This is a genomic window from Agromyces sp. H66 (assembly GCF_004959775.1).
Lineage (GTDB): Bacteria > Actinomycetota > Actinomycetes > Actinomycetales > Microbacteriaceae > Agromyces.
Window position 1 is genome coordinate 351,846 of record NZ_SJZG01000003.1, and the last position, 12,727, is coordinate 364,572.

Annotated in this window: 11 protein-coding genes; 6 read left to right on the top strand and 5 right to left on the bottom strand. The window is 70.4% G+C overall.

From position 1 onward, the window contains the following. The first annotated feature begins 139 nt into the window (after positions 1 to 139). Complete coding sequence (locus tag EZM51_RS21210) at positions 140 to 2,719, top strand: LuxR family transcriptional regulator (RefSeq protein WP_136707621.1); 2,580 nt, start codon at positions 140 to 142, stop codon at positions 2,717 to 2,719. A gap of 39 nt (positions 2,720 to 2,758) precedes the next feature. On the opposite strand, the gene EZM51_RS07540 is transcribed toward EZM51_RS21210, so the two are convergent. Further along, positions 2,759 to 3,469, bottom strand: coding sequence for a methyltransferase domain-containing protein (locus EZM51_RS07540; protein ID WP_248305514.1), 711 nt, complete (start codon positions 3,467 to 3,469; stop codon positions 2,759 to 2,761). Positions 3,470 to 3,592: 123 nt separating this feature from the next. Continuing rightward, a complete protein-coding gene (locus tag EZM51_RS07545) occupies positions 3,593 to 4,156 on the bottom strand; it encodes an OsmC family protein (RefSeq protein ID WP_136707622.1) in 564 nt (187 codons plus the stop codon). Between the two features lie 145 nt (positions 4,157 to 4,301). On the opposite strand from EZM51_RS07545, the gene EZM51_RS07550 reads away from it, so the two are divergent. Continuing rightward, the gene (locus tag EZM51_RS07550) at positions 4,302 to 5,372 is read left to right on the top strand and encodes a low specificity L-threonine aldolase (protein WP_136707623.1); all 1,071 of its coding nucleotides are present in this window, start codon (positions 4,302 to 4,304) and stop codon (positions 5,370 to 5,372) included. A gap of 4 nt (positions 5,373 to 5,376) precedes the next feature. On the opposite strand, the gene EZM51_RS07555 is transcribed toward EZM51_RS07550, so the two are convergent. The 3 genes from EZM51_RS07555 to EZM51_RS07565 all read right to left on the bottom strand — a co-directional run bounded on the left by EZM51_RS07555 (position 5,377) and on the right by EZM51_RS07565 (position 9,236). After that, a complete protein-coding gene (locus EZM51_RS07555) occupies positions 5,377 to 5,916 on the bottom strand; it encodes a flavodoxin domain-containing protein (RefSeq protein WP_169053822.1) in 540 nt (179 codons plus the stop codon). A 147-nt stretch (positions 5,917 to 6,063) separates the two neighbouring features. Continuing rightward, positions 6,064 to 7,815, bottom strand: coding sequence for a S8 family serine peptidase (locus EZM51_RS07560; protein ID WP_136707625.1), 1,752 nt, complete (start codon positions 7,813 to 7,815; stop codon positions 6,064 to 6,066). Positions 7,816 to 8,186: 371 nt separating this feature from the next. Further along, positions 8,187 to 9,236: a zinc-dependent alcohol dehydrogenase family protein gene (locus tag EZM51_RS07565; RefSeq protein WP_136707626.1), complete on the bottom strand. Its 1,050-nt coding sequence runs from the start codon at positions 9,234 to 9,236 to the stop codon at positions 8,187 to 8,189. A 236-nt stretch (positions 9,237 to 9,472) separates the two neighbouring features. Here EZM51_RS07565 and EZM51_RS07570 point away from each other — a divergent pair, with 236 nt between their 5' ends. From EZM51_RS07570 to EZM51_RS07585, 4 genes are all read left to right on the top strand, one after another. Beyond that, on the top strand, positions 9,473 to 10,636 hold the full coding sequence (locus EZM51_RS07570; protein ID WP_136707627.1) for a Fic family protein: 1,164 nt from the start codon (positions 9,473 to 9,475) through the stop codon (positions 10,634 to 10,636). 64 nt (positions 10,637 to 10,700) lie between these two features. Next, the gene (locus EZM51_RS07575) at positions 10,701 to 11,993 is read left to right on the top strand and encodes an MFS transporter (RefSeq protein ID WP_248305515.1); all 1,293 of its coding nucleotides are present in this window, start codon (positions 10,701 to 10,703) and stop codon (positions 11,991 to 11,993) included. Positions 11,994 to 12,046: 53 nt separating this feature from the next. Further along, positions 12,047 to 12,325, top strand: a complete 279-nt coding sequence (locus EZM51_RS07580; RefSeq protein ID WP_136707629.1) for a type II toxin-antitoxin system Phd/YefM family antitoxin — start codon at positions 12,047 to 12,049, stop codon at positions 12,323 to 12,325. Then, positions 12,322 to 12,726, top strand: a complete 405-nt coding sequence (locus tag EZM51_RS07585; protein WP_136707630.1) for a PIN domain-containing protein — start codon at positions 12,322 to 12,324, stop codon at positions 12,724 to 12,726. Before EZM51_RS07580 ends, EZM51_RS07585 begins: the two co-directional genes overlap by 4 nt. Position 12,727: the final 1 nt, after the last annotated feature.

Genomic DNA, 12,727 nt, shown 5'->3' on the forward strand with positions numbered 1-12,727 from the left:
GCGTCAGAACCCCCCATGGATCCGGTCACCTTTGCGAGGGTAGCCACGGCGTCCGACATCCGGAAGACCTCCGCCTCGCGATGGATCGCCGAGACCCGTCGCACGGCCGGTCGGTCGGCCCGCGGGCTACCATCGAGCGATGGAGCTTCTCGAGCGCGAGGGCCCACTCGAGGCCCTGGCGCAGGCGCTGGAAGACGCGCGCGAGGGCCGCGGCTCGACGGTCCTCGTGACGGGGGAGCCCGGCATCGGCAAGTCCGCCCTCGTCTCGCAGTTCATGCGCGACCATGGCGAGCGCGCCAGGTTCCTCACCGGGACGTGCGACGACCTCTCCGTTCCACGGCCGCTCGGGCCGCTCAGGGATCTCGCCCTCACGGGCGAGCTCGCCGACGCGCTCCGCTCCGAGGCTCCCCCGCACCGTATCCACGCGCTGCTCCTCGACCTCCTTGCGGAGCGTCCGCGGCCCACGGTCTTGATCCTCGAGGACGTGCACTGGGCCGACGACGCGACCATCGACGTGATCACGGTGATCGGCCGCCGCATCGCACGGCTGCCGGCCCTGCTCGTGCTCACCTACCGATCGGGCGAGGTCGAACCCGGCGATCCGCTCGCCACCGCGCTCGACGCCATCCGAGGCGGCACCTCCGTGTACCTTCGGCCGGCGCCGCTCTCGCGATCGGCGGTCACGACGCTCGCGCGGGGGCGCGGCGATGCCGAGCAGATCTTCGCGGCGACCGGCGGGAACCCGTTCTACGTCGGCGAGCTGATCAGGTCGTCGCCCGGCGCGGTGCCGCCGTCGGTGGCCGGAGCCGTGGTGGGCCGCGCCTCGAGGCTCCCCGAGTCGTCGCGCCGGCTCGTCGAGCTCGTCGCCATGGTGCCGACCCGGATGCCGACCTGGATCCTCGATGCGATCATGCCGGAGTGGGCCGAGGCGGCCGAGGAGCCGGAGCGTCGCGAGCTGCTGTCGGTCGAGCCGGGATCGGTGCGATTCCGCCATGAACTCGCCCGCACCGCCATCCGCTCGAGCGTGCCTGGGGCGCGCCGGCGCGGCCTCCACGAGGACATCCTGCGAGCCCTCGTCGACGGGGGTGCGGATCCCGCCGAGATCGTGCACCACGCCGCCGAGGCCGGCAACGTCGACGCTCTCGTCGCCTATACGCCGGTGGCCGCCCGCCGCGCGACGTCGGCCGCGTCGTACCGCGAGGCCTACTCGCACCTGCACCTGGCCGTCGAGTTCGCCGATCGCTACCCGCCCGGCGAACGGGGCGCACTCCTGGAGGAGTTCGCGTGGACGGCCTATGTCGTCGGCCGGCTCGAGGAGGCGCTCGACGCCATCGACCTGGCGGTCGCCATCGCCGACGAGAGCGGCGACCGGATGGCACTCGGACGGACCACCCGGATCCGCTCGCGACTGCACTGGTACGCCGGCGACGGGAGTGCCGCGTGGCGCGAGGCCGAGTCGGCGGTGCAGGTCCTGGAGCCGCTCGGCCCGTCGGTGGAACTGGCCCGGGCCTACAGCGGCCTCGCCCAACTGGCCATGCTGTCGGCGCACGACGAGGAGGCACTGGAATGGGGTCGCCGCGCACTCGAACTCGCGGTGCCGCTCGGAGCCGACGATGTGCGCGCCCACGCGCTCGTCTCGATGGGAGTCGTGCGGATGCAGCGCTCCGTCGACGACACCGCAGCCCTCCTCGAGGGCGTCGAAGCGGGCATGGCGGCGGGCGAGCACCATGAGGTGGTACGCGGCCTCCTCGGCCTGGCGTACACCGATCTGCAGGCGATGCGGCCCGCCGCATCCCTGGAGTTCTGCGAGCGGGGACGCCGCTACGCCGAGACGCACCAGGTCGACACGCTGCTCGCCTACCTCAATGTGATCCTCGCGTGGCTGCGACTGCGGGCCGGCGACTGGGAGGAGGCCGAGCACCTGGCGCTCGTCGAGCTCGATACGGGCGCCTCCGTGTCACGGCTGCTGGCACAGACCGTGCTGACCGAACTGGCGGTTCGCCGCGGAGACTCCGACGCCGCCGAGCGGCTCACCGCGGCCGCCGACGCCGCCGAGCGCACCGGGGAGATCCAGCGGCTGGGGCCGGTCTTCGAACTCCAGGTGGAGCGTGCACTGACCGGCGGAGGCCCGATGCCCGCGGCGCGGCTCGCGCGGCTCATCGAGGTGGCCGGAGCGGAGTCGCTCCGGAGCGGCCCCGAGGCCGCCCGGGTGGCGGCGTGGGCCGCCGTCGCCGGCGAGCGGCTCGCCTTCGACGGCGAGGCGCCGCCCGCGTACGCCGCCATGATGGCGGGCGACTACGCGACCGCTGCTCGGCACTTCGGCGCGGCCGGCTGGACCTACGACGAGGCCCTGATGCGATCGCTCCTCGATGACGAGGCGTCGCTGACCGAGGCCCTTCGGACGGCCCGCGCGCTGAGCGCCGAGCCGCTCGAACGTCGGGTCCTGGCGCGGATGCGCGAGGCCGGCCTCCCGATCCCGCGGGCCCCGAAGGCGGCGCCCTCCGCCGACCCGGCCGGGCTGACCCCGCGGCAACTGGAGGTCCTGGGCCTGCTGGCCGACGGCTCGACGAACGCGGAGATCGCCGAGCGACTGTTCCTCTCGCCCCGCACGGTCGAGCACCATGTCGAGGCCATCCTGGGCAAGCTGGGCGTCTCGTCCCGCCGAGAGGCGGCGCGTCTGGCCGGTGAGCACCCGATGACCGGGGGCTCACCGGCCTGACGAGGGGTGCGATCGTTCGTCCGATACCGGCGGCGCACGTCAGAGTCCGCCGAATCCCGGCCGGCCGCGTCCCGCGGACTCGGCCTTCCGCGCCAGGATGGACACGCTCTTCACGCCGTAGCGATCGCTCGCGTTCCTGGACCGTTCGGACAGGAAGCGGTAGGCGTTGCGCTTCATGAGCTCCAGCCGCAGTCCCTGCTCCTCGATGATCCGCTGGTAGTCGTCCTGCTGTGCCGCACCGCCGATGCACGCCGCCCAGAGCTCGCTGTTCCCGACGATCCGCTCGGACAGCGCCGTCTCGGTGACGATGTCCGAGATCGCGAGGCGGCCTCCGGGTCTCAGTACGCGGGCCGCCTCGGCGAACACTCGCGCCTTGTCGGGCGACAGGTTGACCACGCCGTTGGAGATGACGACGTCGAAGCTCCGGTCGGGGAACGGCAGCTTCTCGATCCGCGCCTCCACGAACGTCACGGCAGCGCCGTCGACCTCCTGTCGCAGCGAGCGCGCCTTCTCGAGTTGCGCCGCGGTCATGTCCACGCCGACGACGCGCCCCGCCGCACCGACCTGCAGCGCGGCGAAGAACGCATCCATGCCCGCGCCGGAGCCGAGGTCGAGGACCTCCTCGCCCGCCGCGAGGCGGGCGAGGTCGAAGGCGTACCCCACGCCGGCGAAGGAATCGACGGCATCGCTCGGCAGCCGATCGAGGATGCCGGCCGGGTAGCCGAGCCGCTCCGCGAGGACTCGACCCACTTCGAAGTGCTACTGCCCGAACGGATCCTCGGCGACCGCGCGGTACATGTCCTTCACCCGGGACTCGAGGTCGATCATGTCGACCGTCGTTCCGTTCATGGCCATCACCCCTCCCTGCGCAGCTCACGCCACCTCGAGGGTGGTGTCCACGGGAATCGGGTTGATGAGGCAGTCCAGCACCGGAGAGGTGGCCTGGACGTAACGGCACAGGTCATCGAGTTCCTCCGGCGTCGCGTTGGGACTGGAGACGATGCCCTTCGCCCGGATCCTCGTGAACCCCGGCCGGGGCCCGTCCAGCCCCAGGAACCGGTGCACGTCGAGATCGCCCTCGATCTCGTAGTCCAGCCGGGTGATCTCGATGCCGCGAGCGGCCGCATTGGCCGCGTAGCCGACGGCGTAGCAGAAGGCGAGCGCCTGGAGGAGGAGCTCCACGGCGTTCGGCCCCTGGTTCGAGCCGAGCAGCACCGGCGGCTCGTCGCCATGCAGGACGAAGGGCGCCGTCCGGCTCGTGTCCTCTTCACCGGCGTGAGCGAACCCCGAGATCTCTCCGACGCTGTGCGTTCCCCCCACCCATGTGCTCCGGGCTCGGAAGGTGAATTCCGCCAGCTCGGAGGTGCCCGAGATCGCCTCGATGGTGGCGACCAGCTGGTCGACGTCGACTCCGTTGCGAGTCGTCATGGTGGTCATGATCCTGTCCTCCTCGTCTGCATCGTGGTCATCTCGACTCTGCGCGGCGGGCGGACGGTCCCGCATCGGGTGCGGCTACCCATCTGTGCAGCGGTCGGGTACCCATCCGTGAACCGGACGCCGCGGGGTCTGGGAGGATGGTTCGGTGAACCAGCTCCACGACACGGCCGTCCGCGGCTTCGCCTCCGACAACTACTCCGGCGTGCACCCCGAGGTGCTCGCCGCGATCACCAATGCGAACGGCGGGCACCAGGTCGCCTACGGCGAGGACGTCTACACCGAGCGCCTGCAGGAGGTGTTCGCGCACCACTTCGGCGAGGGCGTCGAGGTGTTCCCGGTGTTCAACGGCACGGGCGCGAACGTCACCGGGCTGCAGTCGATGCTGCCTCGCTGGGGCGCCGTGATCAGTGCGTCGACGGCGCACATCAACTCCGACGAGGGCGGCGCGCCCGAGCGCGTCGGCGGCATCAAGCTGCTCACGGTGCCGACGCCCGACGGCAAGCTCACGCCCGAGCTCATCGACCGCGAGGCATGGGGCTGGGGCGACGAGCACCGCGCGCAGCCGCTCGTCGTCGCGATCACGCAGACCACCGAACTGGGAACCGCCTACTCGGTCGACGAGGTCCGCACCATCGCCGAGCACGTGCACCGGCACGGCATGAAGCTGTACATGGACGGCGCCCGGCTCTCCAATGCGGCCGCCTCGCTCGGCGTCCCCCTGCGGGCCTTCACGCGCGACGCCGGCGTCGACGTGCTGAGCTTCGGCGGCACCAAGAACGGCGCGCTCGGCGGGGAGGCGATCGTGGTGCTGAACCCCGAGGCATCCACCGGGCTCAAGTACCTCCGCAAGCTCAACATGCAGCTCGCGTCGAAGATGCGGTTCGTGTCGGCGCAGCTCATCGCGCTGCTCGAGGGCGACCTGTACCTGCGCAACGCGTCGCACGCGAACGCCATGGCGCGTCGCCTCCGCGACGCGCTCGACGCGGGCATCGCCGCGGGCGAACTGCCTGGCCTCGGCTTCACGCAGGAGACGCAGTCGAACGGCGTGTTCGCGACGCTGCCGCCGGGCGTGGCCGACCGGCTGCGCGAGCGGTTCCGGTTCTACGACTGGAACGCCGCGCGCGGCGAGGTGCGCTGGATGTGCTCGTTCGACACCAGCGAGGACGACATCGACGCGTTCGTCGCGGCCATCCGCGAGGAGCTCGCGCGCGAGTAGGGCTTCAGGGGCGAGCGGCCGACGCTCCCAGTTCGTCGGCGATCGCCGACGCCCACGCGTCGATGGCGTCCCACTCGCGGAAGTCGCCCTCGGGCATGACGTCCCGGATCGCCGGCATCCACGCGACGATGCGGTCGGGGCCGCGGATCTTGTCGTGGTCGTACGCACCGCGGAACACCTGCGTGCCGCGCGGGTGCACGAGGTCCCGGTACTCCCCGAACTGCTTGGGCTCGGCGCCCTTCAGCACGTCGTTTCCCTCGTCGTCGACCGTCTCCGTTCCGAGCGGGCCGCTGGAGAACAGCCAGGTCGGCTTCGCGGCGAGTTCGTCGGCGTTGCGCTCCACGAACTTCCGGGCGTCCTTGCGCCAGTTGAACGCGTAGGCCGCCGACCCGACGACGTAGGCGTCGAAGCCGGATGCCTCGCCCGCTTCCTTGCATCGCAGGACGGCGACCTCGAGCCCTCGCTTCCGCAGTCCCTCGCCGATGCGTCGGGCGATGCCCTCGGTCGCGCCGTACTTGCTCGCGTAGGCGACCAGCACCTTCATGACGATTCCCCCTTCGTCGTGCCTCGAGTATCGGACGCTACGCCGGTGAGGTCTGCGCTCGAGTGACGAAGGTCCCTCGGTCGGTGACGCCGAACGAAGGGGCGGATGCCGCAGCCGCGACATCCGCCCCCGTTCCGGTTCAGCCGATCAGCCGCCGACGGCAGCGAGCGCGTTGATGATGCCCGCGCCGTAGAAGCCGTTCGACTCCTCGGTGCCCTCGCACGTGTGCGTGGCGGTGACGACGTTGCCGTTCGGCAGGATGCGGGTGTAGGTGTACGCCGCGGGGTCGGGGCAGGCCTTCGCCGTGGCCGACTCGAGCAGCATGCTCTCCACCTCGGCGGGGTCGAGCGTGAGCCCGCCGCGCTGGCGCTCGCCGTAGGCGCTCACGATGAGGGCCGCGACGCCGGCCGCGTGCGGCGACGCCATCGACGTGCCCTGCAGGTACTGGTAGTACGCGCAGGTCTTGCCGTTCTCGTCGCAGCTCTTCACCGCCCACGGCACCACCACGTCGCCGTTCTCGTCGATGGCGCCCTCGGCCTCGGCCAGCGCCGCCGGGTAGGCGGCGAGGATGCCGGCCGCGAAGTCGCGGGTGCCGGCAGCCGTGTCGTACACGTCGCCGCCGGGTGCCGCGACGTCCACGAACCCGTCACCGTAGTTCGAGTAGTACGACTTGCGCTCGGAGATGCCGGTGCTCGAGACCGAGATCACGCCCTCGCCCTCGGTCGGCATCGAGATGCACGACTCGGGGTCGAGCAGGTCGCGCACGTAGGCGACCTCGCCGGGCACGCTCGCGAAGTCGGGGCTCGACGTGTCGGAGAGCACCTTGGTGTAGTCGCTCGCGCCGTTGCCCGCCGCTGCGACGAGCGTCACGCCACTGTCACGCGCGAAGTCGAGCGCGCGCTGCATGGCCGTGATGATCGTCTGCTGCTCGGCCTGGTCCTCGGCGCTGTCGGCCGGATGGTCGGTGCAGTTGAAGAGCCACGGGTCGACGTAGTAGCTCATGTTGACGACGTCGATTCCGTTCTCGCCGGCATAGGTGAGCGCGTCGACCGAGGCCTGCAGGAAGAAGTACCCCGAGTCCTGACCGGCGCGGAGGTTCACCAGGGTGACCTCGGGCGCGACGCCCGCGATGCCGATCCCGTTGATCGGCGAGCCGATCGTCGAGGCGACGTGCGTGCCGTGGCCGTTCTCGTCGACGTCGGCCGGGTCCTCGCAGGACTGGTCGGGCTCGTCGGCGCAGTCGCCGTCGATCGGGTCGCCGTTCGCGTCCACGGGGATGTCGACCGTGAAGTTGCGGCTGAGGTGCTTGTCGAAGTTCGGCGCGATGTCGGGGTGGCTGCCATCGACACCGGTGTCGATGATGCCGACCGTGACCTTCTTGTCGCCGCGCTCGACGGCGTACGAGCCGTCGACCGTCGCGTCGATCTGCTGCATGTCCCACTGCAGGTCGGCGAGCGGCTCGGCGCCCTTCACGGGCTTGCCCGGGTCGCTCGGCTTGCCGAGGGCGGCCGCCTCCTCGGGCGTCACGCGGGTCTCGCGCTCGACGGCCTCCTCGCGGAGCTTCTGCTTGGCCGCGCTGTCGTCGGGTACGCCGCCGACCACGCGGTTCTGCGCGGTGCCCTCGATCACGGCCTGGTCGGCCGCCTGCTCGGCGAACTCCGCGTCGGTCGTGACGACGGTGGCGACGCCGATCGCGGTGTTCTCGCTCAGGATCGAGCCGCCGGCCGCCTCGACCGCCGCCTGCGCCTCGGCCGAGGAGGTGCCCTCGGCGAACAGCACCACGTACTGCTGCTCCCTGTCGTCGGGGGCGGCGGATGCGGCGATCGCGGATCCGGCTGCCAGACCGGTGACGGCCAGTGCGAACACGGCTGTCGTGGCGATGGATCTCAACACTCTCATGGAGTTGGATGTCCCTTCTTCTGGGCGCACCCGTGGTGGGGTGCACATCGCGCCATGCTGGCAGAGGCGCGTGCGGAATGGAAGGGCATTCTCCGGATGTCGCCGCGGTCGCGGATGTCGCAGATTCTGCGGGCTTGCGTCGGGGCATCCACCCCGCGGCATCCACTCGCGACTCCGTGCCCCGGGGCAGAATTCAGCAAGACGGCGTGCGCCCCGGGTTCGAATTCAGGAGGGCAGCGTGCTGGGGCGCTGGTCGGCACGGCGATCCGCGGCTGATCTGGCCGACCCGAGGCAACCGTTCCTGAATTCTGAACCGTGCGTCGGATGCCACGCCGCACCCGTTCCTGAATTCTGAACCGGACCCGGGCCGGCTACGGCCGCAGCAGCACCTTGATCGCGCGTCGCTCGTCCATCGCGGCGTACGCCTCGGCCGCCTCGGCGAGCGGGAGTTCGAGGTCGAACACCCGCCCGGGCTCGATGGCGCCCGAAAGCACATCGGGCAGCAGCTCCTCGATGTAGCCCCGCACCGGTGCGACGCCGCCGTTCACGCCGATGTTGCGGTTGAAGAGCGGCCGAACGGGCAGCTCGGGGCCGCCGTTCGGCGCGCCGACGTAGCCGACCATGCCGCCGGGGCGGGTCGAACGGATCGCCTGGTCCATCGACTCCTTGGTGCCCACGCACTCGAGCACCCGGTCGGCGCCGATACCGTGGGTCAGTTCCTGCACGGCCGTGATGCCGACCTCGCCGCGCTCGGCGACGATGTGGGTCGCGCCGAAGTCGCGCGCGAGGGCCTGGCGCTCGGGATGCCGCGACATCGCGATGATGGTCGTCGCACCGAGTCGGCGCGACGCGATGATCGCGCACAGGCCGACGGCGCCGTCGCCCACGACCGCGACCGAGTCGCCGGGGCCGACGCCCGCCGAGACGGCGGCGTGGTGACCCGTGCCCATGACGTCGGAGAGGGTGAGGAGCCCGGGCACCTGCTCGTCGGCGACGGGGCCGGGCACGGCGACGAGGGTTCCGTCGGCGAGCGGCACGCGCACGCGCTCGCCCTGGCCGCCGTCGGCGAAGCCGCCGAGCCGGTCCTCGCTGCCCCACCAGCCGCCGTGCAGGCACGACGTGCTCACGCCGTTGCGGCAGTTGATGCACGTGTTGTCGCACACGTAGAACGGCGCGATGACGAAGTCGCCGACCCGGATGCGCTCGACGTCGTCGCCCACCTCCTCGACGACGCCGACGAACTCGTGCCCGATGCGGTGCGGCTCGCGCGTCGGCGTGATGCCGCGGTAGGGCCACAGGTCGGAGCCGCACACGCACGACGCCACGACGCGCACGATCGCATCGCCGCCGGTCGACAGGACGGGGTCGGGCACGGTTTCGACGCGGATGTCGCGGGCGGCGTGGATGACGGTGGCGAGCATGCTTCCGAGGGTACGCGCCCGCCCCGCGACGTGTGCGTCGGCGACCGGGTCGGTGCGGTGCGACCACCCCGCGGAATCGCCCGCAAGCCGATATCCGACCGACGGCCGACAAGAACCGCAGCTTCGCCTCGGCAAATACTCTCGAATGCGGCTTGCGCACGATCCGCTCATTTCCGGTCTAGTATCGGCATCGTGCACAAATACTGCTCGATTGGCGGACAAGTTCGGATCTCGCCGTGAGCAACAGGTATGAACTGCCGCCGGTCGATTTCGGATCCGATCTCGTTCGCTACGCCTTCGAGATCGAGCGACTCCGCGGCAGCCTCGGCGGTGGCACGACACCCGCACGCACGCTCACCGAACTCCACGCCCTCTTCCGTGTCGTCATGAGTGTGATCTCCGCCCGGATCGAGGGTAATCGCACCACGGTCTATGACGCACTGGCAGACATCCCGGCAGTCGGATCCGGACGCCCCGTGACGTCGGATTCACTGCGGGAGATCACCAATATCCTCGCCGGCATCGATTTCATCGACACCACCGATCCTGCACAACCGCTGACTCACGTCCTCATCCGGGAGCTGCACCGCATCACGGTGGACGGACTGCACCGCGAGGGAGACCGTACGCCGGGCGAGTATCGCGCCAACGAAGTCTCGATCAACGGTTCCGCCCACACGCCGCCATCGCACGTGTACGTCCACGCGGAGATGTCGGAGCTGCTCGACTTCGCGAATCGCGACATGCCCATGCACGAACAGATGCTCCATGCGGCGATCGCTCACCATCGGTTCGTCTGGATCCACCCGTTCACGAACGGCAACGGGCGCGTGTCACGCCTGTTCACGTACGCGATGCTGCGTCGAAACGGTTTCGACTCGGTGCCCGGCTACCGAGCCGTGAATCCGACGGCGGTGTTCGGCAACGATCGCGACGGCTACTATGCGGCATTGGAGGCCGCGGACCATCTTTCGCCAACCGGGACCGTGGCGTGGTGCGAGTTCTTCGTGCGAGGCCTGCGCGACGACCTCGAGCGCCTCGTGCAGATGCAGGACTTCTCGTTCGTCATGGACGAGCTCATCGACCCGGCGATCGACCGTCTCACCACGAGTGGAGCGGCGACCGCCGCCGAGAGCGCCGCACTGAAGATCGCGATACGTCACGGCGTCGTGAAGGCGGGCGATCTGGAACCTGCGCTGCCGGGGACCCCATCGCAACGCTCCGTGACGATCCGGTCGCTCGTCGAGCGCGGGTTTCTGGTGCATGACGAGCGCGGCCCGCGCTTCTACCGGGTCTCGCTCGCCAGGGCACCGCTCGGCCCGTTCGTCATCCGACAACTCGACGCGCTCGGCTACCTGCCCCGCATCCTCAAGGACGACGAACCGAGCGGGCCGGCCTGACGGACGGACCGGCGACGACGGACCGTAGGTTTGCGATGTCGGAGGGGTCCGGCAGAATGCTCTGGTGACCGGCATCAAGACCTTCTGGAGCGCGCTTCCCACCGAGGGCCGATGGCTGCTGTCGACGGTCGCGATCCAGACGCTCGGCCGCGGGCTGACCCTGCCGTTCACGATTATCTACCTGCATGAGGTGCGGGGCTTCGATCTCGGGTTGTCGGGCGCGTTGATGAGCGTGATCGCGATCACCGGCCTGGTCGTGACCGGCCCGGGCGGCACGCTCATCGACCGGTTCGGCGCCCGCAGGGTGCTGCTCACCGGGCTGGCCGCGATGATCGCCGGCTGCACCATGCTCGCGTTCGCGACCCACCCCGCGGTCGCGGCCGTCGCGCTCGTGCTCATCGGCGTGAACTTCGGCGTCTCCTGGCCCGGATTCAACGCGCTGGTCGCGGCCGTGGTCGAGGGCGACCTGCGTCAACGCTATTTCGGCGTCAACTTCGCGCTCGTGAACCTCGGCATCGGCGTGGGCGGCATCATCGGCGGGTTCTACGTCGATGTGCACGCCCCCGAGACGTTCACCGCGATCTTCCTCGTCGACGCCATCAGCTGCCTCGTGCCCGCGGCGTTGCTGCTGGGTCCGCTCCGGCACGTGCGCACCCAGGCGGAGCCCGGCGACGAGGCTCCGGCGGCCGGAACCTACCGCGAGATCCTCCGACAGCCGGCGGTGCTGTGGCTGACCCTGCTCACCTTCATCGCGATGTTCATCGGCTACGGCCAGATGGAGGCCGGGTTCCCGGCCTACGCGCGGCAGGTGGCCGAGGTCTCGACCCGGGTGGTCGGCCTCGCGTTCGCCGTCAACACCGCGGTGATCGTGCTGCTGCAGTTCACGGTGCTGAACCGCATCAGCGGCCGCCGCCGCACCCGTGTCATGTGGGTGATGGCGCTGGTGTGGGCGGGCTCGTGGCTGATCCTGGGCGGTGCCGGGCTGCTGCCCGATTCGGTGGCGGCCGCGATCGGCGTCCTGGCGTTCATGGGCGTCTTCGCGTTCGGCGAGACCCTGCTGCAGCCCACCGTGCCCGCGATCTACAACGACCTCGCCTCCGACCACAACCGCGGCCGGTACAACGCGATCAACGCGGCGGCCTTCCAGGCGGGCGCGATCACCGGCCCGATCGTCGCGGGACTCCTCCTCGGCCAAGGCCTCGATGCGATCTACATCATGGTCATGGTCGTCGGATGCCTCGGCATCGGCGTGCTCGCCACTGCGCTCGAACGCCGCATCCCGCCGAGCGCGAACGGCGTGGTGGCCGAAGGAGCCTCGAGCATGCCACAGGAGGCCACCTCCACCCACGAGGGGTAGGCGGCGACATCAGATTGTAGACGCGCGTCTACAATGGGAACTACACTCATCGCATGCGAACGATCACGTCCCGCGATCTCAAGCAGAACCCGAGCGAGGTGTACCGACGCGTGCTCGAAAGCGGCGAAGAGCACGTCATCACGTCGCACGGCAAGAGCGTCGGCGTGAAGCTCGTGCCCGATCACCCCGGTCCGCAGCGATGGGTCCCTGCCGCGACGTTGCGCGCCGGGCTCGCCAGGCTTCCGCACGAGAACGTGGAGGAGTTCCTGCGCGATCTCGAGGCGCTCCGCGACGCTGAACCGCTCCGCGACCCGTGGGACGACGCCGAATGATCCTGCTCGACACGAACGTGCTCATCGACCTGCCCGATGACGACGTACTCGGCGACGAGACCCTCGGGGCGAGCATCCTCAGCAGGGCGGAACTCGAATTCGCCATCCGTTCGGCCAGGAACGACTCCATCGCCCTCGCGCGGGCGCAGTACCTCTCCGCGCTCGACCGCTTCATCGACTGGCTGCCGTTCGATGCCGATGCGTCCCGCGCGTACGGCTTCCTCGCCGCCTCGATGCTCCGCAACGGCGCGAAGGGACGGGCGCGCAAGACCGACACGTTCATCGCGGCCCAGGCCTACGCGGCCGGCGTCCCCCTGATGACGCGCAACATCGCCGACTTCGCCGCGATCACGAGCCTCGTGCGCATCGTCGACCCGGGTCGGGCCGGCGCTGACGCCTGAC